Origin of the sequence: Bacillus sp. JJ634 (assembly GCF_036962285.1) — a bacterium.
GTDB classification, from domain to species: domain Bacteria; phylum Bacillota; class Bacilli; order Bacillales; family DSM-1321; genus Peribacillus; species Peribacillus asahii_A.
Genome location: NZ_JBALMU010000002.1, coordinates 60,356 through 84,645 on the forward strand (window position 1 = coordinate 60,356; position 24,290 = coordinate 84,645).

24 protein-coding genes, 1 pseudogene and 1 riboswitch are annotated in these 24,290 nt (G+C 38.1%); of the genes and pseudogenes, 13 read left to right on the forward strand and 12 right to left on the reverse strand.

The annotated features are described in order from the left end of the window. Nucleotides 1-162, reverse strand: a 162-nt coding sequence (locus V7068_RS00765) for a DHH family phosphoesterase (RefSeq protein ID WP_499710520.1), incomplete at its 3' end; no start/stop codon positions are given. 258 nt (nucleotides 163-420) lie between these two features. Beyond that, nucleotides 421-601: riboswitch (cobalamin riboswitch) on the forward strand. 172 nt (nucleotides 602-773) lie between these two features. On the opposite strand from V7068_RS00765, the gene V7068_RS00770 reads away from it, so the two are divergent. The 3 genes from V7068_RS00770 to V7068_RS00780 all read left to right on the forward strand — a co-directional run bounded on the left by V7068_RS00770 (nucleotide 774) and on the right by V7068_RS00780 (nucleotide 4,617). Further along, nucleotides 774-3,020 carry a ribonucleoside-diphosphate reductase subunit alpha gene (locus V7068_RS00770; protein WP_499710521.1) on the forward strand — a complete coding sequence of 749 codons (2,247 nt, stop codon included), beginning with the start codon at nucleotides 774-776 and terminating at the stop codon, nucleotides 3,018-3,020. 83 nt (nucleotides 3,021-3,103) lie between these two features. Next, entirely contained in the window at nucleotides 3,104-4,156 is a 1,053-nt protein-coding gene (locus V7068_RS00775; RefSeq protein WP_499710495.1) for a ribonucleotide-diphosphate reductase subunit beta, read from the forward strand. After that, entirely contained in the window at nucleotides 4,153-4,617 is a 465-nt protein-coding gene (locus tag V7068_RS00780) for a flavodoxin domain-containing protein (protein WP_499710496.1), read from the forward strand. The genes V7068_RS00775 and V7068_RS00780 overlap by 4 nt, the downstream gene beginning before the upstream one ends. 38 nt (nucleotides 4,618-4,655) lie before the next feature. On the opposite strand, the gene V7068_RS00785 is transcribed toward V7068_RS00780, so the two are convergent. Then, on the reverse strand, nucleotides 4,656-6,161 hold the full coding sequence (locus tag V7068_RS00785; protein WP_499710497.1) for a LysM peptidoglycan-binding domain-containing protein: 1,506 nt from the start codon (nucleotides 6,159-6,161) through the stop codon (nucleotides 4,656-4,658). Between the two features lie 160 nt (nucleotides 6,162-6,321). On the opposite strand from V7068_RS00785, the gene V7068_RS00790 reads away from it, so the two are divergent. Next, on the forward strand, nucleotides 6,322-6,495 hold the full coding sequence (locus V7068_RS00790) for an SNARE domain-containing protein (protein ID WP_499710498.1): 174 nt from the start codon (nucleotides 6,322-6,324) through the stop codon (nucleotides 6,493-6,495). A gap of 38 nt (nucleotides 6,496-6,533) precedes the next feature. Here V7068_RS00790 and V7068_RS00795 read toward each other — a convergent pair whose 3' ends face one another. Then, nucleotides 6,534-6,731: a cold-shock protein gene (locus tag V7068_RS00795; protein ID WP_499710499.1), complete on the reverse strand. Its 198-nt coding sequence runs from the start codon at nucleotides 6,729-6,731 to the stop codon at nucleotides 6,534-6,536. Between the two features lie 206 nt (nucleotides 6,732-6,937). Continuing rightward, nucleotides 6,938-7,417 (reverse strand): hypothetical protein, encoded by a 480-nt coding sequence (locus tag V7068_RS00800; RefSeq protein ID WP_499710500.1) that lies wholly within the window; start codon nucleotides 7,415-7,417, stop codon nucleotides 6,938-6,940. A gap of 188 nt (nucleotides 7,418-7,605) precedes the next feature. On the opposite strand from V7068_RS00800, the gene spx reads away from it, so the two are divergent. Beyond that, entirely contained in the window at nucleotides 7,606-8,001 is a 396-nt protein-coding gene (spx, locus tag V7068_RS00805; protein WP_119117017.1) for a transcriptional regulator Spx, read from the forward strand. Between the two features lie 43 nt (nucleotides 8,002-8,044). Here the strand turns inward: spx and V7068_RS00810 are convergent, their stop codons facing one another. The 3 genes from V7068_RS00810 to V7068_RS00820 form a co-directional block, all read right to left on the reverse strand. Further along, entirely contained in the window at nucleotides 8,045-9,478 is a 1,434-nt protein-coding gene (locus tag V7068_RS00810; RefSeq protein ID WP_499710501.1) for a HAMP domain-containing sensor histidine kinase, read from the reverse strand. Continuing rightward, the gene (locus V7068_RS00815) at nucleotides 9,462-10,157 is read right to left on the reverse strand and encodes a response regulator transcription factor (protein ID WP_499710502.1); all 696 of its coding nucleotides are present in this window, start codon (nucleotides 10,155-10,157) and stop codon (nucleotides 9,462-9,464) included. The genes V7068_RS00810 and V7068_RS00815 overlap by 17 nt, the downstream gene beginning before the upstream one ends. Nucleotides 10,158-10,422: 265 nt before the next feature. Next, the gene (locus V7068_RS00820) at nucleotides 10,423-10,566 is read right to left on the reverse strand and encodes a hypothetical protein (RefSeq protein WP_499710503.1); all 144 of its coding nucleotides are present in this window, start codon (nucleotides 10,564-10,566) and stop codon (nucleotides 10,423-10,425) included. 158 nt (nucleotides 10,567-10,724) lie between these two features. Between V7068_RS00820 and V7068_RS00825 the strand changes: the two genes are divergently transcribed. Further along, the gene (locus V7068_RS00825; RefSeq protein WP_499710504.1) at nucleotides 10,725-10,844 is read left to right on the forward strand and encodes a YjcZ family sporulation protein; all 120 of its coding nucleotides are present in this window, start codon (nucleotides 10,725-10,727) and stop codon (nucleotides 10,842-10,844) included. Nucleotides 10,845-10,867: 23 nt separating this feature from the next. On the opposite strand, the gene V7068_RS00830 is transcribed toward V7068_RS00825, so the two are convergent. Beyond that, entirely contained in the window at nucleotides 10,868-11,464 is a 597-nt protein-coding gene (locus V7068_RS00830; protein ID WP_252289050.1) for a DedA family protein, read from the reverse strand. Nucleotides 11,465-11,769: 305 nt separating this feature from the next. On the opposite strand from V7068_RS00830, the gene V7068_RS00835 reads away from it, so the two are divergent. The 4 genes and pseudogenes from V7068_RS00835 to V7068_RS00850 form a co-directional block, all read left to right on the forward strand. Continuing rightward, nucleotides 11,770-13,305, forward strand: coding sequence for a spore germination protein (locus V7068_RS00835; protein ID WP_499710505.1), 1,536 nt, complete (start codon nucleotides 11,770-11,772; stop codon nucleotides 13,303-13,305). Then, on the forward strand, nucleotides 13,305-14,402 hold the full coding sequence (locus V7068_RS00840) for a GerAB/ArcD/ProY family transporter (RefSeq protein ID WP_499710522.1): 1,098 nt from the start codon (nucleotides 13,305-13,307) through the stop codon (nucleotides 14,400-14,402). The genes V7068_RS00835 and V7068_RS00840 overlap by 1 nt, the downstream gene beginning before the upstream one ends. Further along, nucleotides 14,399-15,514 (forward strand): Ger(x)C family spore germination protein, encoded by a 1,116-nt coding sequence (locus V7068_RS00845; RefSeq protein ID WP_499710506.1) that lies wholly within the window; start codon nucleotides 14,399-14,401, stop codon nucleotides 15,512-15,514. Before V7068_RS00840 ends, V7068_RS00845 begins: the two co-directional genes overlap by 4 nt. A gap of 150 nt (nucleotides 15,515-15,664) precedes the next feature. After that, nucleotides 15,665-15,844: pseudogene (locus tag V7068_RS00850) on the forward strand (iron chaperone); the annotation flags it as partial. Between the two features lie 220 nt (nucleotides 15,845-16,064). Here the strand turns inward: V7068_RS00850 and V7068_RS00855 are convergent. The 4 genes from V7068_RS00855 to V7068_RS00870 form a co-directional block, all read right to left on the reverse strand. Then, nucleotides 16,065-17,447 carry an allantoinase gene (locus V7068_RS00855; RefSeq protein WP_499710507.1) on the reverse strand — a complete coding sequence of 461 codons (1,383 nt, stop codon included), beginning with the start codon at nucleotides 17,445-17,447 and terminating at the stop codon, nucleotides 16,065-16,067. Nucleotides 17,448-17,451: 4 nt separating this feature from the next. Then, a complete protein-coding gene (locus V7068_RS00860) occupies nucleotides 17,452-18,705 on the reverse strand; it encodes a pyridoxal-phosphate-dependent aminotransferase family protein (RefSeq protein WP_499710508.1) in 1,254 nt (417 codons plus the stop codon). Nucleotides 18,706-18,720: 15 nt separating this feature from the next. After that, the gene (allC, locus tag V7068_RS00865; RefSeq protein WP_499710510.1) at nucleotides 18,721-19,965 is read right to left on the reverse strand and encodes an allantoate deiminase; all 1,245 of its coding nucleotides are present in this window, start codon (nucleotides 19,963-19,965) and stop codon (nucleotides 18,721-18,723) included. A gap of 222 nt (nucleotides 19,966-20,187) precedes the next feature. Continuing rightward, a complete protein-coding gene (locus tag V7068_RS00870) occupies nucleotides 20,188-21,240 on the reverse strand; it encodes a Rieske 2Fe-2S domain-containing protein (protein WP_499710511.1) in 1,053 nt (350 codons plus the stop codon). Between the two features lie 203 nt (nucleotides 21,241-21,443). Here V7068_RS00870 and V7068_RS00875 point away from each other — a divergent pair, with 203 nt between their 5' ends. The 3 genes from V7068_RS00875 to uraH all read left to right on the forward strand — a co-directional run bounded on the left by V7068_RS00875 (nucleotide 21,444) and on the right by uraH (nucleotide 24,257). Next, nucleotides 21,444-23,060, forward strand: a complete 1,617-nt coding sequence (locus V7068_RS00875; protein WP_499710513.1) for a PucR family transcriptional regulator — start codon at nucleotides 21,444-21,446, stop codon at nucleotides 23,058-23,060. Between the two features lie 289 nt (nucleotides 23,061-23,349). After that, a complete protein-coding gene (gene uraD, locus V7068_RS00880; protein WP_499710515.1) occupies nucleotides 23,350-23,901 on the forward strand; it encodes a 2-oxo-4-hydroxy-4-carboxy-5-ureidoimidazoline decarboxylase in 552 nt (183 codons plus the stop codon). After that, the gene (uraH, locus tag V7068_RS00885; RefSeq protein WP_499710516.1) at nucleotides 23,898-24,257 is read left to right on the forward strand and encodes a hydroxyisourate hydrolase; all 360 of its coding nucleotides are present in this window, start codon (nucleotides 23,898-23,900) and stop codon (nucleotides 24,255-24,257) included. The genes uraD and uraH overlap by 4 nt, the downstream gene beginning before the upstream one ends. Nucleotides 24,258-24,290: the final 33 nt, after the last annotated feature.

Here is a 24,290-nt window from a genome sequence, read left to right on the forward strand (position 1 = left end):
ATTGAATTGCGTTAATGCATATTGTGTTTCGCCATTTACTTCACCTAAACGAACTGGTTCAGCTTCAACACCTAATTGTTTTTTTAAATCAGCATAAGCGATACTAGAACAAATTGTATCTGTATCTGGGTTTTTATGTCCGAAAATAAGTACTTTTTCCACGTTATTTCTCCTTTTGTGTAAAATTTTATTGGTAATCTTCCTTTGAAAGAATACCATATGTCCCCTCTATTCTATCACAATTTTAGCCATTTTAAATTCCTAATATTCCTTTTTCCTACTTTTTATATAGGTTAAATAATATAATTCATCCTTTCAATGCTCAAAAAATAAATAGTTGAAATTTAGCAAAAGATAGATTATGATAATACTTGCAATCAATACTAGATATTGACAAAAATAAACCAAAAACATCTATATATTGATATATAAAGTAAAGGTGCCAGAGATGGCTAAATAGGGAATCCGGTGAGAATCCGGAACTGTCCTCGCAACTGTAAATGTGACGAAATGAGAAAGCCACTGTATTAATCGGAATACGGGAAGGACTCAAAGTAGAGAGATCATAAGTCAGGAGACCTGCCTATACTTCATTCTAGTTTCTTATTCTTCGAGGATTGAGATGATGAAACGATTGCCTAAAAGCTATCTTTACTAGTCTTTTATTTCAGTCGTTTAATCCACTCATTCTCGAGTGGATTTTTTTATTTACCTAAAATATAAAAAGGAGGCTTCTTCCCTTGACTACTCTAACAAATTCAAAAGAACAAAGCATGTTGCAGCTGGCTTCCCTATCAAATGATTTCGAGCATACACTCCATATGGATAAATACAAACAACGCTTTCAAAAATGGTTGGACCGACAAACAGATGTAAGTGCTGCACAAACGTCTAAGAAGCTTATCCAAATGGCACTTGAGAACGTCGATATTGATGCTCCAGACTGGACATTCGTTGCTGCTGCAGAATTATTACACTCTATGTATCGAGAAGCGCAAATCAATCGCGGATATACAGACACTTCTTACGGCCCGTTCTACGATTTAATCAAACAACTATCAAGCGTACAAAAAGGACAACGTTACCCTGTTTATAAAGCGGAATTACTAGAATCCTATACAAAAGCAGAAATTGAGGAATTAGGCCGCTCTATTGACCCTGAGAAGGATAAGCTTTTCTCTTATATTGGCATCTATTTGCTAAATGACCGTTACTTAGCTCGCCCTGAGAAAAATGCTGTCTACGAGTTACCGCAAGAGCGCTTTATGATTATCGCGATGGAAATTATGCGTAATGAACCGAAAAACAAACGTCTAGATCTAATTAAAGAAGCCTACTGGGCGATGTCTAATCTTTACATGACCGTTGCCACTCCTACACTATCGAATGCAGGAAAAACGCACGGACAACTAAGTTCTTGTTTTATTGATGCTGTAGAAGATTCCATTGATGGCATTTATCTTTCAAACTACGATGCCGCAAAAGTATCCAAGTTTGGCGGCGGCGTTGGATTATACGTAGGAAAAATTCGTTCTCTTGGCTCAGATATTCGCGGCTTCTCTGGAAACAGCTCTGGCACTACTCCTTGGATTCGCCTATTCAATCAAACAGCGGTTAGCGTAGACCAGCTTGGACAACGAAAAGGTGCGATTGCTATTTACTTAGATGCCTGGCATAAAGACATTATGAGTTTCTTAGACTTAAAAACACAAAACGGGGATGACCGTTTGAAAGCTCATGATATTTTTACTGGGGTTTGTATTCCTGATTTATTTATGGAGGCAGTTCAAGACCGCAAAGAATGGTACTTATTCGACCCGCATAGTGTGAAGCAAAATCTCGGCTTCTCTCTTGAAGATTTTTACGATGAGGAAAAGGGCAACGGAAGCTTCCGTAAGCACTACGCACTCGCTGTTGAAGCAGCTGAACATGGTAAACTCCCAAGCTATGCTTACGAAAAAGTACAAGCGATTGATGTCATGAAAGGAATTATGATTTCACAATTAGAAGAAGGAACTCCATATATGTTCTATCGTGATGAGGTGAATCGAAAAAATCCAAATCGTCATAAAGGAATGATTTATTGCTCGAATCTATGTACCGAAATCGCCCAAAATCTAAGTCCGACATCGATTACAGAAGAATATGAAACAGAAGATGGCGACATTGTTATCGTAAGAAAAAGCGGAGACTTCGTCGTTTGCAATCTTTCTTCTATTAATTTACCGCGTGCTGTTGAAGCAGAAGTTCTAGAACGCTTAATTCCAATCCAAGTACGCATGCTTGATAATGTGATCGATATCAATACCTTACCTGTTAAGCAAGCAAAGATTTCTAATCAACGTTATCGCGCGATTGGCCTCGGAACATTCGGATGGCATCACCTGCTTGCAGTCAAAAAAATCTATTGGGAATCCGAAGAAGCCATTCAGCTTGCTGATTCTTTATACGAAACAATCGCTTACTTAACGATTCAAGCATCATGCGAACTAGCAAAAGAAAAAGGCAGCTACCGCTATTTCGAAGGTTCAGACTGGCAGACCGGTCACTATTTCGAACTGCGCGACTACCATGATGAGAAATGGAACGAACTAAAACACAACATTCAACAAAACGGAATTCGTAATGGATATTTGATGGCTGTTGCACCGAACTCGTCCACAGCAAAAATCGGGAACTCAACAGACGGCATCGACCCATTATACGAAATCGAATTTTACGAGGAAAAGAAGAATTTTAAATTCAAAGTAACAGCGCCTGATTTAACGCCAAATACGTATGAATACTATAAAAAAACGCGCTTCCATTTAGATCAAAAAGAAAGCATTAAACAAAACGCCGCTCGTCAACGCCATGTAGACCAAGCCATCAGCTTTAATTTATATGTTCATAATACGATTAAAGCGAAAGACTTATTAGATATTCACTTGACCGCTTGGGAAAGCCAACTGAAATCTACCTACTATGTTCGTTCGACTTCTTCGGAATTTAACAACGCTTGTGAAAGCTGTTCATCTTAAAAGCGGAGCCGGTAGAGCTGGACAGCAGTATTAGCTGAAAAACTACCTACTTCCCTATCTATCAAGAAAAGGAGCTTAAAAACATGACAACTCACATTAAAAAAATCCGAATGTTAGAACCAACGTATCCGACAAAGGCAACCGGCGTATTCAAAGGAGAAGCTTCAGGCTTTCTCCTTTGGAATGACATTCAATATGAGAAATTTTATGATACCTACACCCAGCTGATTAATAACTTTTGGAAGCCTTCGAGTGTCAATATGATTCAAGATAAGAAGCAATGGGGCGAGCTGGATGAAGATATTCAAGATGTATTTCTAGATATTTTAACGATGATTGCGGGAATGGACAGCTTGCAAACGCCCACATTAGTGGAATTTTTACGCTATGTAAAAGACCCGGCCGTTAAAGCCATTTTAGCCAATATGGCGCAGCAAGAATCGATTCATAATGAGTCTTACTCGTATATTCTTGCTTCGTTAATCCCTTTAGATAAACAAAAACAGCTATTTGATCGGATTAAACAGCACCCACAAGTCATCAAGCGAAATCAGCCAATTGTCGATGCGTATCAAACCTTTGTAGATGACCCGACGCCTCAACATTTATTCGAGGCCTTGATTCACTCCACAAACCTTGAGGGCATCTATTTTTATTTAGCATTTGCCTTCTATTATAACTTAGGCCGTCAAAATCTGATGACAGGCTCAGCGACGATGATTTCTTATATTCACCGTGACGAGATGGTTCACTTTGACTTTATCGGGATGCTGATTCAAATTTTAATGTACGAATATCCTGAACTGAATACAGAAAAAAACAAACAGTTCATTTACAATACACTCCAACATGCTGTCGAACTTGAAAAGGAATGGTCTGAGTATATGTTAGAAGATATTCAAGCAAAAGCCGACCTGGACCTTGAAGAGTTCTATGAGTACATCGAATACATTGCCAACAAGCGGCTTCGCATGCTTGGACTAGATAATTTATATAAAGACTATCCGGATAACCCAATGCCTTGGATTAAGACATTTGATGATGAATCCATTAGTTTAACGAAGACCGATTTCTTTGAACAAAAATCAAGAACCTACAGCCAAGTGAATGCGAGCAACGGATTTGATGAACTATGAGAATCGCAATCGTCTATCATTCTGGAAGCGGAAATACGAAAGCACTTGCTGAAGTGATTGCCTCTTTTTTACCCGAAGCGAAGCTCTTTAAACTAGGCGAATTCGATTCTGCAACTCTATCTGCCTACGACGGCTTATTGATTGGCTCATACACATGGGGAGATGGTGATTTACCAGCCAAAATGATTCCCTTTTATCAGGAATTAGAAGCAGCTGATATCTCTCATCTCACGACAGCTGTGTTCGGGACAGGTGAAACGAATTACCATCACTTTTGCGGTGCTGTCAATCTATTACGCGACATGCTATATGCGCATAGCTCTTTAGCCGTTACCTTAAAAGTCGAGCAAATGTATCAAACTACTGATTTACCAAGAATCGAAAAATTCACGACTATTTTCAAGCAAGCTTTACAAAGTAAAATGAAAAATACATGTATTACAAAAGAGCTTATCAGTTAAGTCTGATAAGCTCTTTTTCTGTAAACTATTCATTACGATTAAATTAAGTGATACACATCCCAAATGTCAGAGGTTTCTGCTCCCATATACCAAGCAGCTACACCGCCTAAGTAATGCTGTTTTACCAGGTTCAGTCGAAGCTCCATCGATTTTTTATCTTCTATCCATATTTGATGCTTCTTCCCATTAGAAGTATATTCCACATAATTTTGTGAGGTCTTTTTATCCCATACCTTTTGAAGTCCTTTAGATGAAATAATTTGCTCAATCTCAGCCATAGTACGATCATAGCTCTTTACTTTGTTTGTCGATAAATCTGTTACCCATTCCCTCGTGTAAAATGGCACAGCCAATATGATCTTATGAGAAGGTACCTCTTTCATTAAAAGCTCTATTCCTTCCTTGACCCAAGGCAAAGAAGCAACAGAACCAGCTGTTGGACTTCCTCCCCAGTGCTCATCATACCCCATCATGATGATATAATCTGCTAGCTTGCCAAGTTCTTTCCTATCTAAACTCCCTGACCAAAAAGGATCATCATTTGCCCGGGTGACATCCACAGATAGTTTCATTCCATGCGGTTGAAGCGCCTTTTTAAGTTCTTTTATGAAAAGCACATAATCCCGCTTATTTTTTGGATCAATATTTTCAAAATCCACATTTATTCCATCACTATTAGTTTGTACAAGTGAATCTCGCAAAGCTGAAACTAATTTTTGACGATTTGCTGCACTACCTAGTATAAAATCAGTTAAAACAGGGTCAAATTTATTACCAATTAGCGGCCAAACTTGTTTCCCTTGGCGGTGAGCGTCTTGAACATACTCTGTATCCACAGAAAGGGAAACAAAGTCCCCTGAATTAGTTAATGTATAAAAACGAGGAGATACTACATTTAAATTAGGTTGTTTCATGTAGTTCCCTTTCGTTCCATTATGCTTCCACCCCATAACGATATGGGGTTGCTTTTTTTGTTTAAGAAGGGATTTCTTAATCCAGCCCTTTTTACCATCAAGCAATTGAATTTGGCAGTAATAATCAGGAAGCTTCAGTTTTTGACCAACATCAAGATTAACGGTGCGCAAATGATTTAATTTCTTTAAATCACTTAGCGTTACCCCATATTTAGTAGCCACTTCCCACAATGTATCTCCTGATTTAACAGTATGTATCTGATATCTTTGCGGAATCTTCAGTTTTTGACCAATATTAATTTTCCCCGATGTTAATTTGTTTTCTTTCTTTAACTCCTTTTCTGAAACTCCATACTGATTCGCTATTCTCGATAATGTATTTCCACGTACTACCTTATGTATAATAAGGCTTGCAGAGTCTCCTACGGCAGAAGAAATAACAGGAAAATTCTCACCTTTTTTTAAGACTGTTACTCTAGTAGAACCTAATTTAGGCGTACTAAAAACGCTTGCCTTGTCTACTTTCACAGAACCTATGGAAAGAGTATTGCTTGATGCTTGTCCATCGCTTGGAAATAGACTTATCCAAAGAAAGCTTAATATAATAAGACAGCCAAATAATTTTTTCACTATTTGCTATTCCTCTCTAGTTTTAAACATTATAACTTTTATAGTTTACTATGAGGTATAGCTATAAAAACAGAGGTACTTTTTAGGTATTTTCCATAAAATACTCTCTATTATTCCATTTATTGATATAATATATCGATGAAAGGCAGGGGATTGTAAGATGCACTTTAATGGTGGAGATGTTATTTTTCAAGTAGTCATCCTTAGTTCTCTCGTAGTACCGATTGTTCTTATTACTCTATTTATTACATATCTTACAAAGCAACGGCAGCAAACAAATCGAATCGAAGAAAAGCTGGATCAGCTACTAAAGGACAAGAATAGCACAAAATAAAAAGACTCCGATAAACGGAGTCTTTTCTTAGCGTTCAATTATTTTTGAACGTTAGCAGCTTGTGGTCCACGAGCGCCTTGCTCGATTTCGAAAGTCACGTCTTGACCTTCTTCAAGAGTTTTGAAACCATCACCTTGGATAGCTGAGAAGTGTACGAATACGTCGTCTTGACCTTCAACTTCGATGAAACCGAAACCTTTTTCTGCGTTAAACCATTTTACTTTACCTTGTACCATTGTAGTGCCTCCCATTTGGAAAAAATCCATTTTATTACTATTCTTGATTCTGGATAATGTCTCAAGAGGAAACCTATAACGGTACTTCCTTCTATCAATCTTATTCCGAACAAAAATAATTATCTATAGTATATCATGCAGATGCTAAAAAAAACAAGGTTATCCCCTAATAATTCAACGACAAATTCCGCCAAAATCCCACGAATTTAGCCCTTTTTTTGACGAAATCCCTCTTCCAATAAGTAACGTTCTGCTTCAATCGGTGATTCAAAACATTCCTCAAGATTCACTCCTGCATATATATTCCAGAGTAAATCTTCTTGAGCAAGTGTTAACTCTTGCTTTTCCGGCCCTATCCAAACGCCTTCAAGATCAGCAAATTCGTCCACTACTTCTTCCGCTTCGTCAAAGTGAGATAAATAAGCGATGCTGTCTCCTACTACTGTTCGAAGCTCTTCCTCTGAATATTCACGGATATTAACCATCCCTTTTTTATCGGTCATGTTAGGAGATAAATGACCTGCATAAACAAATCCATTACCGTTTGGATGTAAATGCTGCACTACAACTTTTCTATCATACACACTTTCTTCAAAATGAAAATTAACACGTCCTAATGACACATCTTTTCTTTGTAGCTGTGGAAAAGATTCAATAATAGCTAATTTTTCTGCAAACGTTAACAAACACTCATCCTCATTTCCTCTAAATCATGTTGTCCATTGTACCACAATCACCTTTAGCATATTCGAAAAAAAAAAGAATTTTATTCTTGACATACTGCTGACACATAACAAAGTTAAAGTAAATGTATCATCATCCAATACAATAACTCACTTAAATAGAGAAGAAAATATAAAGGAGTCGATGTGAAATGGTTACAATTTATACTACTCCAAGCAGTTTAGCTTGTCGTAAAGCGAAAGCCTGGCTTCAAAAAAACGACATTATTTATACAGAACGCAACTTATTCTCACAACCTCTTTCTGTCAAAGAAATTAAAGCGATTTTACAAAAAACTGAAGGCGGAACAGATGAGATCATCTCGACACGTTCTAAAAAATTTAAAAGCTTAAAAATGGATATCAATAGTATCCCTTTAAATGAGCTTTGTGAATTAATTCAACAAAATCCTGACCTTCTTCGCCGCCCTATTATTTTTGATGAAAAAAACCTACATGCAGGGTACAACGAAGAAGAAATGGGCCGCTTTCTTCCTAGAAAAGCCCGCCACCTTCAATTATGGCAAGCAATCAGTCAATTAGTATAAGAACAAAAAGCCTTTTCCTTAGTTTTGGAAAAGGCTTTTTGTATTATACCTGGCTGTCTTTTTCAATATATAAAGTGAAAGTCGTTCCCCGCTCACTGCTTTCTTTTAAAACGAGGTCACCATTTTGTGCTTTAGCCAGCATTCTGCTAAACGGAAGCCCTAATCCTAAACCGCGAATTTTCAATTTTTTATTTTCCCCGCGATAAAATGGTTCAAATATAAAGTCCTGTTCATGTTTAGGTATCCCTCTTCCATCATCTTGAATATCAATACCGATTAAAGCTTCTTCCGCTTCATATACACGCAGGCTAATACTTCCTTTCCCCTCTATTGCTTGTTTAGCATTATTCAACAAATTAATCATAATTTGCTGCATTCTTAATGAATCGATTCTTCCGAATAAAATTTCATCAGGGAGATGAATATCTAATTCAATATGTTGCTCTTCTTGCGTAACCTTCCAACGATGAGAAATTTCTTCGATAAATTGATTCATATTTTCTTTTTCCAATTGTATTTTAAAAGAACCTGAAGACATCGCATTATAATCTAGCAAATCTTCAATCATTCGTTGCAATCGCTGCGTTTCTTTTAAAGATATATCTAAAAATTCCTTTCTTTCCTCCCCTGTCACCACATCATCTTTTACAGCTTGAATAAGTCCACTTATAGAGGTTACGGGGGTTTTTAAATCATGGGTCACTCCAGCAAGCATTTCAGCTCTCATTTTATCGCTTTGTTTCAATCGACTTGTCATCGCCTTAAATGACTCCACCAATTCATAAATCTCTTCTTCACGGGGTTCTTCTTCTTTTAAGTTAGTATCATAATTTCCTTTGCGTACTTGAACAGCAGCATTCGCAACATTTTGAATAGGGCGTGATATTTTTCGTGAAAGAACATAAATGACACTACACCCTAATACAAGTACTGCCCCCATCATCATCGCCAACCAGCCATGATCTTGGTTTACTTCCTTCAACGCCCCTTCTTCTTGAGCGATTACGACCCATCCTTTTGTCTCATAGTCAAAATTAATTGGAGACTTAATGACATATAATTGACTATCATCCTTTATTTCAACTCTTTGCATGGTATCCTTACTATCCATAATGATAGACGGAAGCTGCCTGTCCTCAGGCTTAATGTATAATTGCGGCATCGTATAAATAATAGTACCGTCCACATCTACAATATAAATAATAGGCTGTTGATCCAAATGAAGAATTTTTTCCCGTTCTTCAATAATTTCGGCCAACATTGGTCCAACAACAATTTGTCCATTATCCTTAATCGCACGATCGGCTGTTTCATCTGCTAAATACTTAAGCAGGCTTAAACGATATTCCAGTGCTGTTTTTTCCATCCACCATAAAGAAAAAAGCGATAAAATAAGCACGCCTGTCATCAAAGTAATAATATATCTAGTAGTCCAATATCGTAATAATGTCGTCCTCTTTTTAACTTTGATAGACACTTAACTGATACCCCAATCCACGCAACGTTTTAATTTCCCCTTCTGACTCAGGCCACTCCTCAAGTGCCTTCCTTAGACGTTTAATCGCCAAGTCAACCGCTCGATCGCTTCCGCCGTAATCCATTCCCCAAACATGTTCAATCAACTGCTCCCTTGTAAAAATTTGATTAGGATGCTTCGCAAAGAAAAGAAACAACGACAAATCGCGTGGAGTTAGATTGACTTCCTTATTGTCTAGTTCTACAGTATAGGCCTGAAAGTCTACACGTAATCTTCCAAACTTACGAATATGCTCTTCACTTTCATCCGTAACAAAACGGGGCGACCGACGCAATACCGCTTGTACCCTTGCAACAACTTCATCCGCTACAAACGGTTTAGCAATATAATCATCCGCCCCCGATTGAAAGCCAGATAATCGATAATCTACATCCGTTAAGGCTGTTAACATAATCACTGGACATGCACTTTCCTCACGAATTTCAGCAAGAATGTCCCAGCCCTCTTTTCCCGGCAACATGACATCTAATAACACAAGATCCGGCTGAACATCCGTAAATACAGACATTGCTTTAAGCCCATCATATACTTGAATTACTTCAAACCCCGCACGCTGTAAATATGCTTTCAACACCATAGAAATGGCGATTTCATCTTCCACCACTAATATCTTTTTCATACTAATCGGACGCCCCCTCTCCCTAGATTATAATCAATTGACAAAACAAGCGCCATTGAAGGTAACAGATCCTGACAGACATAGCTTTAGCATACTTTAGAAATGTGTCAAGAACATGTTGACTGTCCCCCCCTTTAAAATAGGCTTTGTTAACTAATATTATTGATTATACAATTGAGGGCGTTTCATGGGGGCAGAACGAAAATGGGCCAAACATTAACAGGGCCTTAAAGTAAAAAAGAGCTTAGCCAGCTCTTTTTCTCATTTACATGGAAGTTTCATCCTCAGTACGAGCCGTATCATCTACAATGGCTCTCAAGTCTTTTTCAAATAATTCATCACTGCAAACAAAACTATGCTGGTCTAAAGTCTCTTCCTTTTGCTGTAAAGTTAGATTCTTTTCTTTCATAAGTTAAGCCTCCGTTCTTTATTGAGTCTTATTTTATCCAAACTGTTAAATCCTATGAGAAGGCTGAAAAGTCCGCCCATTTTTCCCGATAAGATAAACAATCCAGCCTAGTTGGCATAGTATGAATGTATTCTAGGCTTCAAAGGAGGAATGCACAAATGGGTGGTCATGTTGATGGAGGCTGTGGTGGACACGGCTCTGGCTTTGCATTGCTAGTTGTTTTATTTATTTTGTTAATTATTATTGGTGCTAGTTGGGGATTTGGCGGCTGCTTCTAAGGAAACCAAAAAGGTGCCTCTTTTTAGGCACCTTTCTGTTTATTTTTTCTCGCTTTCACAATAAGCCAAACAACAAATAAGAAAATCGGAATTAATAAATAGTTTGCATATTGAGAGAAAATTTCACCAGCCTGCTCCCAACGCGGTCCAAGTTTATATCCTAAATAGACATAAGCGGCGGTTACTGGCAGCATGGCAAAAAAAGTATACACACAAAACTTCCATACGCTCATCTTCATGATGCCGCATGGCAATGAAATCGCAGTCCGAATCCCTGGAACAAAGCGCCCAAAAAAAGCGATGCTTGCACCATACTTATCAAAAAAGCGATCCGCTTTATCGATTTGTTCTTCCTTAATTAAAAAATACTTTCCATACTTCTTAACAAGCGGGCGTCCCCCATATCTTCCTAACGCATAAAGCGTCAAAGGACCAAGTACCCCCCCGATAGTTCCAAAGAGAATAACGACATATAAGTTCATATCACCTTGATACACCCAGTATCCTGCAAGAGGCAGCACCAACTCAGCCGGCACAAATTCAAAACATAAAGCGAGCATAACGCCAAAATAAGATAATGATTTAAACGCTTCAATCATACTAAGAATGATGTCTTCCATATTGTTTGTCCTTTCACATACATAAAAGAAGGAGCCCCTATTTGAATATCTAGGCACACCCCCGCTTACCGTTCTTATATTCCTATTAACTCGTTATATCGTATAATATCGCAAATAGAAGAGTCAATCTTTTGTTACCTCTATTTTAACATAAGAAACTATACGATATAACACGGTTAACCAACACTATCCTTCTAACTGCTATTACGGTTATGACATAATGTGCTTTTAAAAGGGAAACAAATGCATGATTTTCCAACCTAAGATACAAACTAAATCATCATAATATTAGGTGGGAATCCTTAATGCTATTTTTTCGAAGGTACAATAAGAAACCCAGTTCTTCGCCACAACTTAATAATATCCTTCACCAAGGTCCGATAAGCTCCGAATTAATGGACAATATTGCAGAACTTCATTCTATTTTTTGTGATACACCAGATCTCATTGTGAGATATTTAGTGATAAAGCAAACACAGAACCAAGCAGCACTAGTTTATTTGAGTGGAATAACCGATAGTACGACAATTTTTAATCATGTGCTGAACCCACTTTTATTTGAGGATGGCAAGAATAATAGTGAAGCTGATTTAAGGATATCACTTGGTCACATCAAAGAAACGAATACGTGGCCACAAATTGAGAGAGCGATTTTAAATGGTGAATGCGTCTTGTTTGTAGATAAACGTACAGAAGCCTATATATATGATACGACTAATTTTCCTAAAAGGCCTATTGAAGATACACCAATAGAATCTTCCCTAACTGGACCACATGTTGGATTTACCGAGACCAGAAGTGATAATGTTGCGCTAATTCGTAACCATATTCGCAACCGGGAACTGAAAATAAAGGAAATGACTGTTGGTAAAAGGGGAAAATTGAAGCTCTCTATTCTATATCTAGCAGATGTCGCAAATCCAGAAGTGTTGAAGGAGCTTGAGGAACGAATACAGAAAGTGGATGTCGATAGCATTATAAACGCGGGTGTACTTGCAGAATACATTGAAGATCATCCATACTCTCCTTTTCCGCAACTATTATTAACAGAACGTCCTGATTTTGCGGCTTCAGAGATTTTACAAGGAAGAATCGCAACAGTGATAGACCGATCACCGAATGTAATGATCGGACCCGTAACATTCGATTCTTTCTTCAAAACAATAGATGATTATAGCTCCCGCTGGATGGTCGCTTCTTTTATTCGTCTAATGAGATATTTCGGTTTTTTTATGGCTATATTTCTACCTGCTACATATATCGCAATTATTTCCTTTCATTTTGAAGTCATCCCTTTAAAGCTGCTATTGTCCGTAGGCGCATCAAGAGAACGGATTCCCTTTCCCCCTTATATTGAGGCATTTATTATGGAGCTTACTCTAGAAATGCTAAGAGAGGCAGGGATTCGACTTCCAACTAAAATTGGACAAACGGTAGGGATTGTTGGCGGTATCGTCATTGGTCAAGCAGCTGTGGAGGCAGGAATTGTAAGTAATATCATGGTGATTGTTGTAGCTTTGACAGCCGTAGCCTCTTTTATTATTCCCAACTATGAAATGGGTTCAGCCATTCGAATCGTCCGGTTCCCGATGATGATACTTGCTTCGTTATTCGGATTTGTGGGACTTACTGTTGGTTTAATGATTTTACTGGGGCATTTCATTGCGCTTGAATCTTTAGGAACTCCGTATGGCAGTCCAATTGCACCTTTACGATTTCCAGATTGGAAGGATGTATTTATTCGATTTCCACAGTGGTCAATCAATAAGCGCCCTTTAAGCACAAAAGCCGTTCAAATGATAAAAGCAAATTCCAATCGTCCAAAGGGTGACGAACAGTGATGAAAAACATAAACAATAAAATTACATTGAGGCAATTTATTTTATTGATTCACGGGGTACAAATGGGGGTTGGCGTATTAACACTGCCACGTGAATTAGCTAAAAAAGCAGGGACAGATGGTTGGATGGTCATCATCATTTCTTGGTTTCTTGCGACAATGGCTAGTTTAATCATCATTCAAATTATGAAGAAATACCCGAATGGAACAATCCTGGATCTTTTAACCCATTATTTTGGGAAATGGGTCAGGAGGGTAGCTACCATCATATTTGCATTGTATTTTGCTTTATTGGCTCATGTTATTTTTATTAGAGAAGCTCTCTTTATCCAAGCATGGATTTTACCCCGTACCGAGGTATATATATTAATTTTGCTGTTATCGATTCCTAGCTATCAAATTGCTAGAAAAAACATCGTTATATTAGGCAGGTATTCTGAATTCGTTTTTTTCATGACATTGTGGACGCTTATCATTTATTTAATTCCTTTGAAATATGCCCAGTGGCTTCATTTACTTCCTGTTCTTAAGGAAGGATGGGTGCCAATTCTTACTACTGTAAAAACGGCCATTTTTTCTTTTATAGGTTTTGAAATAGCGTTTTTCCTCTATCCTTTTTTACAAAAGAAGGAGAAAGCCTCTATGGGAGTTGTGATTGCTAATACACTTTCGTTGCTCGCGTTTTTGATGATAACCATAGGAGCCTTTGCCTTTTATAGTCCTGATGAAATTACCATATATAATGAACCTGCAATTGAGATGTTAAAGGTACTTGAATTTAAATTTATCGAAAGACTGGAAATTGTGTTTTTTTCCTTTTATTTATTTGTGATGTCTACAACGGTCCTGCCATTCATGTTTATGACAGTATTTTGTACAAGTCAGTTGGTTGGAAAACAAGATCATAGTAGACATTTAGCCTGGTTTTTACTAATTGAGCTTGCATTTGTTGTTTTGTTTCCTCCTAATTTCGATAGAAATACCCTCCTTCAACAAGTAATAGAACAAGTTGGAATGATCCTTGCGTTTGCTTTTCCTTTATGTTTATGGGGATATGTCTGGGTACACGGGATTTTTAAAAGGAGGACAATCAAATGAAACGCATGTGTCTTGCAATTCTTTTCGTTTTTCTTATTGCGATACTTTCAAGCTGTGGAAGACATATCCCTCTAGAGGATTTAACGATTTCCTTGATACTTGGTGTTGATCTTGATGATGAGAATAATCTAATCATTTCTGAATCAAGTCCAGTGTTTAATAAAGATGCCAAGAAAAAGATTGAAACATATCAATTAAAGGCAAAATCAATACGGGAATCCAGGAAATATTTCGATGCTTTGTCAACAGGAGAGGTCACTGCTGCGAAAATTCAAGTATTATTGTTAGGAAAACGAGTACTAGAACATGAAGATTGGTTTTCTATCTTGGATACAGTATACCGAAATCCTAATTTTTCCATAAATACAAGAGTCATTGTAGTCGACGGTCCCGTATCTGACGTTATTTTTTATGAACCAGCAGATAAACCACAATTAGCTTTGCATTTGAAGGAAGGTATTGATAAAAACAATGAGAGATCAAGAACTGTAAATAACACTCTTCAGGTGCTTCATAGACAAATGTACGAGAAGGGATTAACTCCTTCGATTTCGGAAATAAAAAAAGAAAAAAATCTTGAATTCGTTGGAGTGTCATTGTTGAATGAGAATGGAAAGTATGTTGACACTCTCAGTATCCAAGATTCGTCACTCCTGCTTATCTTAAAGGATGAACAGAAGCAAGAAGTAACCTTTACTATTCCGGTGAAATCGTTAGATGATGAGGGAAGAATCTTTAATAAGAACGAGTTAAGTATAGATGTTAGTCGAGTTAAATCTAAAGTAAAGACCAAATACGATGGAGATAAATTTCATTTCAACTATAACATTCATATGACCGTAACTATTATAGAACGATTATTTCCTGTAGATAGGGTAAAAGAAAATGAATTGGAGAAGATGATTGAGAAAGAATTGAACTCTCGATTTGTGGATCTTATTAAGAAAATCCAAGAAAATAAAATCGATCCTATCGGACTAGGACTTTATGCGAGAGCCTATCAATATGAACACTATAAAAAAGTTGAGGAGCATTGGGGTGAAGCTCTGGCGGAATCAAACATTAATGTTTCCGTAGACATAGACATAAAATCGATGGGTGCTATAAAGTAATTTCTTACAAGTTCAACGGTTAAGGCGTGTAATAAATACAAGCAGAAAAATTCATAAATTCGCTCACATAAGTGTCGATGATTGTAAAATGTTCGAAGACTTTATGACAAAGTGTACTACATATGAACATTCCTTAAATGATTTAAAAATTCACCCGAAGAAGTAGGCATTGCGCACTTTGCCGATGACATTGCACAAGCTAATTACAGCGCTACCAGAGGCTTATTTCGAATTCTGTGGGATGAGCCGGTAAATTACGAATCACTTGAGAAAATGATTGAATTTAATATTAAGGATAAAGCAGAATTCACGAATTTTTGGCGAAAATAATACATCACTCCTTATCAAAAAACGCATGACACAAAAAATGTCATGCGTTTTTTGCAACTCAATTAAGGAGCCAACAGCTCAATAATAGCCATATGCAACACCTGTCAAAATACTTCCCTAGCACTGGTCAATGGATGATGAAAGCTTTCTACATACATATCAATTAGATGTTAGCGAGTATGAAGAGTTTCTAACTTTTTTCATATACGGAGGTTTCACTCTATTTAAAAATAATAGCCTGCTCTTCCTTTCGCTTGTTCTTCATCCATTTTCCTTTATATTTACTAAAGCTTCCTCTATGATACACAACACGTCCACGATTCATTGTGGCGACGACTGTACAAGGAAATGTATGACCGTTATAAATCGTTTGCTTATGCTTCGCAAAGAATCGATCCTCTGTCACCATAAACGGTTCATTCAAGGAAACAATGGCAAAATCAGCATCCATTCCGACCTGTATGCTCCCTTTCGCAGCCGATAATCCAAATCTTTTTGCAGGAGCAGCAGCAGTTACTTCAGCTATTTTGAAAAAAGGAATATCATGCTCGATTGCCAATTGAATGACGGACAGCAATGAAAATTGGCCGCCGCTAATTCCTCCCCAAGCTTCGAAAAAACTATGAACAGCCGGATCCTTCAATTCATACGGACAAGGTGAATGATCGGAAGAAATCATATCAAATTTGCCTTCTTTAAATAATTCGATAAGCTTTTCTTGTTCAGATTGAGATCGTAACGGTGGGGCACATTTTGCAACCGTTCTTTTTTCTACCACTGCCTCATCATTAAATAGTAAATAATGCGGACAAGTTTCTACTGTAACATTAAGCCCTCGTTTTTTCGCCTGCTCAATTTTTTCAACAGCCGCCGCACTGCTAATGTGAACAAAATGGAGCGGACATCCCGTTAATTCTGCATACGTTAATGCTCGTTCTACAGCCTCTACTTCCGCAAGCACCGGTCTTGTAGCAGCATAGTCCTTTGCACTGACTAGCCCAGCCTGAACTTTTTCTGCTTGTAACCAGTTTGTGATTGCTTCACTTTCAGCATGCAATGCCAATACTTTTCTTAATGAAGCAATCGTCTTCATCCCGTTCAATAAGGTTAGATCGTCCACTCGTTCAAACTCTTCATTACCAGACGCTGAAAGAAAGGCTTTAAATCCTACTACTCCGGACTCCGCAAGCTCTCTTAAATCCGCAATATTTCCCGGAACAAGTCCGCCCCATAGTCCAAAATCAACAGATGATTTTCGAGCAGCCATATTCGCTTTTTCAAGCAATGCTTCTTTATGTACCGTTGAAGGAATCCCATTCAGCGGCATGTCGAAATACGTTGTACAGCCTCCTGCTGCCATCATTTGCGATCCTGTTTCGAATCCTTCCCAATGCGCACGTCCCGGCTCACTGAAATGAACATGAACATCAACCATCCCTGGAAAAACATATTGACCATCTGCACGCCATTCCGCTGCAGCCTCCCCAACAAGATGATCGGCAATCTCAACAATCACGCCATCTTTCACCGCAATATTCGTTCGTTTAACTTCCGTCGGTAAAACAACTAAGCCATCACGGATAACTAAATCGTATGTCTCCATACTCTTACTCCTCCTTCACAGACTCTTTCACTTCTGCCATGTAAACATTAAGAGCGGCTTGTAATGCTTCTCCTCGCTTCACTCCAAAACCGTGGCGCAATAACACCGCCTCTAAAGCACCTAGTACAAACAAAACATTTTCCTTTCGACAGCTATAACCCATCGTTCCAATTCTCCAAATCTTTCCTTGAAGCGGTCCAAATGAAGACGCAATTTCAATCCCAAATTGATTTAATAACATATTGCGTACGGATTCCCCGTCTATGCCTGAAGGAATTTCGATACACGTGACACAAGGCAGCTTATGTTTGCGACTTCCGAACAAGGTTAACCCCATTGCTTCTAGACCGGCAACTAATGCCGATTCGTGAAAGGCATGACGCTCAAATCGCTCTTCTAGCCCTTCTTCCAAAACGAGGCGTAGTCCTTCTCGAAGCGCGTACAACATTGAGGTTGCTTCTGTATGATGATTCAAGCGGCGCGGTCCCCAATAATCTTGAAGCATACTTAAATCAAAATAATTACTTTTAATCGGTATGCCCTTTCGAACTTGTTGCAAGTCCTCCGCTGTCGCAATCCCGCGCTCTACTTTTTTTCTTTCTGACAGAATTTTTTCAATTCTATCGTTATACGTAATCGGTGCCATACCAGATGGTACCGATAAACATTTTTGAGTACCGCCGATAATAGCATCAATACACCATTCATCTACTTTAATATCTGTACCGCCAATGGAAGCAACCGCATCAACGACTAGAAGAACATCTAGCTCTCGACACGCCTGACCAATCTCCTTCAATGGCTGCATGCACCCTGTTGACGTTTCCCCATGAACTAGCGCCACGATCTTCGGTGAAACCTTTTTAATTTCCTCAATAACCTCCTCCGGTTCAAATACTTCTCCCCAAGGACATTCCATCGTGTGTACTTCAGCACCATAACGTTCGCAAATCTCGACAAACAAATGACCAAATCGACCAAAAATCGGTACTAATACACGATCTCCCGGTTCAATAATGCTGCAAAGAACCGCTTCGTTTCCTGACCTTGATGTCCCATCTACCGGAAATGCCCAACGATTATTCGTTTGAAAAAGTTGACGAAGCATCTCCATAACCTCATTCATGATGTTTGTAAAAGCAGGATCAAATTGTCCTAATATAGGTGTGCTCATTGCTCGTAGCACTCGTGGATCAACTTCAACTGGCCCCGGCGTCATAATCGTTCTTAGCGGGGTATGTAGTTCAGAATATTTCATGATTGTCAGCTCCCCTTAATACGCTAATTTATATAATATTTCACTTAAAATCTCGATTCCTGTTTCTAAATCTTCAACGCTCGTAAACTCTCTTGGAGAATGGCTAATTCCATTATGACTAGGAATAAAAATTAAGTTCGTTGGACAGAAACTTCCAAATACTTGCGAATCATGTCCAGCGCCGCTTATCATATTTTGATAGGAAATCTGATGTGTATCAGCCAATTGTTGAATTACTGTATTCATTTCATGATTCAATTCAACAGGCTTTACATCCATCCATTTCGAAATTGTAATGGTCATACCTGCTTTTTCTACTTTTCCCTCCATATATGCAAAGAGTTCTTGGCAATATCGCTGTAACACTTCTTCTTGATGATGACGAATATCTAGACTAAATTCGATTTCTCCAGCAACTACATTCGGAACATTCGGCTTAACCGCTATCTTCCCAACCGTTGCTACTAAATATGAATCGATTTCTTGTGCACGCTTTGTTAAAAAAGTAATAAGCTCCGAAGCAACGCTGACAGCATCTTTTCTAAAATACATCGGTGTTGTTCCAGCATGGTTACTTTCACCAACAATCGCGACCGTAAAACGACGTTGACCAACAATATGACTTACAATGCCTAATGATTTCTTATTCTTCTCTAACACAATACCTTGTTCAATATGAACCTCAACAAATCGTTCAATATCCTGACGTTTAGGTGATTGATAATTCTCCGGAGGAAAACCCGCTTCCCTCATAGCGTCAAGGAATAGGACCCCTTCTGAATCCTTTACAACCCGTACTTGATCCAGACTGTATGCACCTTGAATATTTCTTGAACCCCAAAATGTTAATGGAAAACGACTTCCTTCTTCTTCACATAAAGACACGACCTCAATTGTTTTTTTCGGTGTTCCGTACCTAGCTTTCAATCTTTTTACAGCTAGTAAACTGGCAATAACCCCGTAAGCCCCATCATATTTTCCACCATCAACAACCGTGTCAATATGAGAGCCTGTTAAGATTGCTTTACCATCTGATTCAGTTCCGTCTAATCGACCGAATAAATTCCCTACACTATCAAAATATGCATCGAGTCCAATCAATTTCATTTCTGCTTTTAATGCTTGCTGTGCTTGAATCCATGCTTTCGAATATAGTAAACGAGTGACGCCTCCATTTGCTGTAGCTCCAAAGGAAGCCAGCCATTCAATCATTGAGACAACATTGTTTTTCCCTGAAATAGTTTCTAGCGGTATCGCCATCACAATCCTTCCCTTCAACTGTTCTGTAGTTGACTACTATTTTACGTTTTAGCATCGCAGGCTTCATTAGCAAATATATGCGAATTTGTTTATCTTTTTGTGCAATCTAACCAATGCTAAAGCTGAATTGCATAAAGCGATTAATGAGCGATATCGTTTAACATAGCCAAGGTTACAAAGAAGAGCGTGCCTACAGATTATAGGACACCCTCTTCATACAAATTAACTCGTATAATTCTCCCCTAATCCCATTTGTCTCAGAATTTGACGATAATTAATCGATGTTTTATCTGCTGCAATATGAGCCTCCGCTTGCAGGTCTAAAGGTAACTCTTCGGGCTTTTGATTTTCCACCATTTCACGGTCTTCATTAAAAATTTGCAAATTAAACTCGTACGTATCTTCAATCGGTGCATCTTTATCGAAATTTCTTGCCATTGGGGAAAACATGCGCGTTTGACGGGCAGAAACAGGACTTGCACAATTTAAAATAAACAACTTCTCTTTATTCGGAAAATGAACAGTCAAACGAGCAGCAAAAGGAGGATATACATCAAACACTCGTAACCATTTAAAACCGGGCGGCTCTAAATGTTGTTGACTCTTGCCATAATTGCTAACCGTACTTACATACTCGACATGCAAACCATAATCTGTTTTATCTACTTTATAGCTTGGAACAAATGCATTATTTCGGTCAGCAAAGCTTTCCGAATGAACCCAAGCAAAGTGGGCCACATCTAAAAATCCTTCCATTTGACGACCAGCAGATCCTGCAATATCAATAAACGGCGGTAAAATATTCAAATATTTTTCATCATCCCACGCCTCAAGCGGCGGAATATTCTCCTCCTCTCCAGCTAGCGAGGTCCAGACTAACCCATAGCGCTCTACAGTCGGATAAATGGTGATACAAAGACGGGGAGAAATTTTCGCATCAGGATGAGCTGGAATAGATGTACAATTTCCTTCAGGCCCATAACGAAATCCGTGATAAGGACAAACGATGTCATCTCCTTCCACCCACCCCATACTAAGTGGAACACCACGATGGAGACATAAATCACGTGCGACAATAATCTTTCCATTCGCCCGATATAACACAAGATGAACATCTAATAACTTAATACCGATTGGCTTTTCCGTCACTTCTTCAATCGTCGCCACCGGATACCAATATTGAGATAAAACGTTCCAATCTTCCGCACTAAACGTACACTGTTTCGGCATCGGAGTGACCCTTTTTTTCTTTTTTATCGCCATAGATTCATTCATCCGTATTCGCTTCCCTTCATTTAATTTTTCTAAATAGTATCAAAATTCAGAATAAAAATCACCATTAAATGTTAGGTTTTCTTACATAAGGTGCTATTTTGTAAACTTCCACAATCGAAAAAGTTCATTTTGGAAGATATACCAAAGGAATTGTATGATAATATAAAAGAAATTTTATTTTTAGCACACTAAGGAGGTTCGTTATGAAGATTGCCGAATTATTGCAAATTCCCATCTTAGCCAACACAAATCTCATCGCCGGATTAGCAGGAATGGAACGCGAAGTTTTTACCGTCAATATGATGGATGCACCCGATATCATCCCTTATCTCAAACCAAACGAGCTGCTCGTCACAACAGCCTATCATTTAAAAGACCACCCAGATGCCCTTCTCGAGCTTGTCGAGGCTATGGCTGAACAAAACTGTGCTGGACTTGGTATTAAAACAAAACGCTTCGTTCAAGAAGTACCTGAAAAAGTTATCGAGACAGCTAATCGATTAGCCTTTCCTATCATAGAGCTCCCATTGGAACAATCACTCGGCGAAATTGTCAATCACTCCCTCCATGCAATCCTTAATCAAAGAGCCAATGAATTAACGTATGTCATGGAAACACATAAACAATTCACTAATTTAATCATGGATGGAAAAGGAATTCCCAAATTATTAGATCGTTTATCAGAAATGATTGGCTTTCCTATTACATTAATTAACCAATACCTAAAACCAACTTCACAGCCAAACTCAAACTCCAAAACTCTCACCATCATCAAGCATTTACTAACAGAAGGGTTTAGTTTTTCCACCTCAAAGACAACGTTCCTTTCTTTTTCCGTTCTCTTTAACCAGCAAACCTATTCCGTCTTTCCTATCTATACAAGCGGTAAAAATTTTGGCTATTTAGCTATTTTAGGAGAAATTAAAGGGTCCGATCACCTTACTACACTAACAATCGAACAAGCTGCCAATGTCATTTCTTTTGCCCTTATGCAAGAACATACACTCAAACAACATGAACGTAGTGTTCGCAATGATTTTTTTACTCATTTTCTAGAAGATGCTTTCTCATCCCAGGAGGAAATTACAAATCGCGCAAAAGAATTTTCCATACAAGTGAACAAACCGTACATATGCTTAGTCGGCAAGTTAGATGAAACAAATACAAACACTAGTTATAGCAAACTCCAACAAAAAATAGATACGATTTTTGAATTCATTGAAGAAGAGTTGTTCGATTCAACGATTTCCATTCACTTTTTCTCAAAAGGAAAGCTATGCATTCTGTTATATGAAGGAGAAGAAGTTTCAAGTGACACGATGGACTTCATTACCGAACTATTGAGCGAACTTCAAACGAAGATTTCCACACACTTTGAAACAACGATTTCATTCGGAGTTAGTAACTTTAGTCAAAATTTCTTTCATATAAAAAACGCCTTCATAGAAGCAAAGAGCGCTCTAAAAGAAGGCAGCCTTTCACGAAAAACGCAATATATTAGCTTTTATCGAACAAAGGACATTATCGAATTATTACGCGCTATTCCTCAAGAGGATCTTAAAAACTTCTATACTTACACCTTGCAAGGATTTACTACAGCGAATAAAGAGGAAGAGAATATTCTGCTGCAAACCATGTCTGTTTATTTAGAAACTCACTGTCAAATCTCAGAGACAGCTAAACGTCTATATGTACATCGAAATACAGTCATATACCGGTTAGAGAAATGCGAGGATTTATTAGGAAAAAGTTTAAAAGATGCCGATACAACCCTTCAAATCCGAATTGCTCTGCGAATTAAAACATTATTAAATCTGTAGGAGAGACTTTTGAGTTAGATTTTTCTAACTTAGAAGTCTTTCTTTTTTATCCCACACTTAGACAAAACGCCTAGATAACTAGATGAATATTGTCTATATTATCTAATGACAATTTTCAGAATATTTATTAATATGTAAACACCAATAACATATTATGTAAAAAAAGGTAATATTTATTTCAAGAAGGATTTTTATTATGAGTGATCAAATCGGAAAAACAAAGCAGGCAGATCCTGTCTCTCAACAAGTCGAATTATCATCTAAAATTTCTTAAAAGGAGCCACCATATATGTTAACTCTTGAAACCATCAATCAAACAAGCCAAGAGGAGTTCGTCCAACTGTTCGGCGATTTATTTGAACATTCAGCTTGGATTGCCGAAAAAGCATATAACGCTAAACCATTCTCTTCCTTCCAAGAGATGCATCAACATATGGTGAGCATTGTTAAAAACGCCCCCACTCAAGAAAAGCTCACACTCATCCAAGCTCACCCTAATCTCGGCGAAAAAGTGCACATGAGCCAAGATTCCATCAATGAACAGCAAGGAGCTGGATTACAAAATCTGACTCCTGCAGAATACGAAAACTTTCTTACATTAAATCAACATTACCAATCTAAATTTGGCTTTCCATTCATCATCGCTGTTCGCGGCAAAGATAAACATCAAATTTATGAAGCGATGAACACAAGAATTGACAATCCAGCAGAAGTGGAATTCGAAACAGCGTTATTACAAATTTACCAAATAGCCAAACTGCGGCTACTTGAAAAAACGACCATGAAAAACGAAGCTGCAGCAGCAGCAAACCATAATCTTACTAATAAGGAGCGCTTATGACAGGCTTAACAACACATATTCTCGATTTATCCCACGGCCAACCCGCTGCTAACGTAAAAATTGAACTGTATTATTTCGAACCAACATCGAACGAACGAAAACTTATTCGTACAGCTGTTACGAATGGAGATGGACGCTGTGACGCTCCCCTGCTTTCAGATGAGGAGGTCACAGCAGGAAGCTATGAACTACTCTTTTATATTGGTGAATATTTCAGAAATAAGGAAGTAGTTTTACCAGATCCTCCTTTTCTAGAACAAGTCCCAGTCCGGTTCGGAATCTCCAATCCTGCGTCCCACTATCACGTACCCCTGCTTGTTTCTCCTTGGGGATATCAAGTGTATCGTGGAAGTTAAACAAGTAAGAAATACATCCATATAAATCCCTCC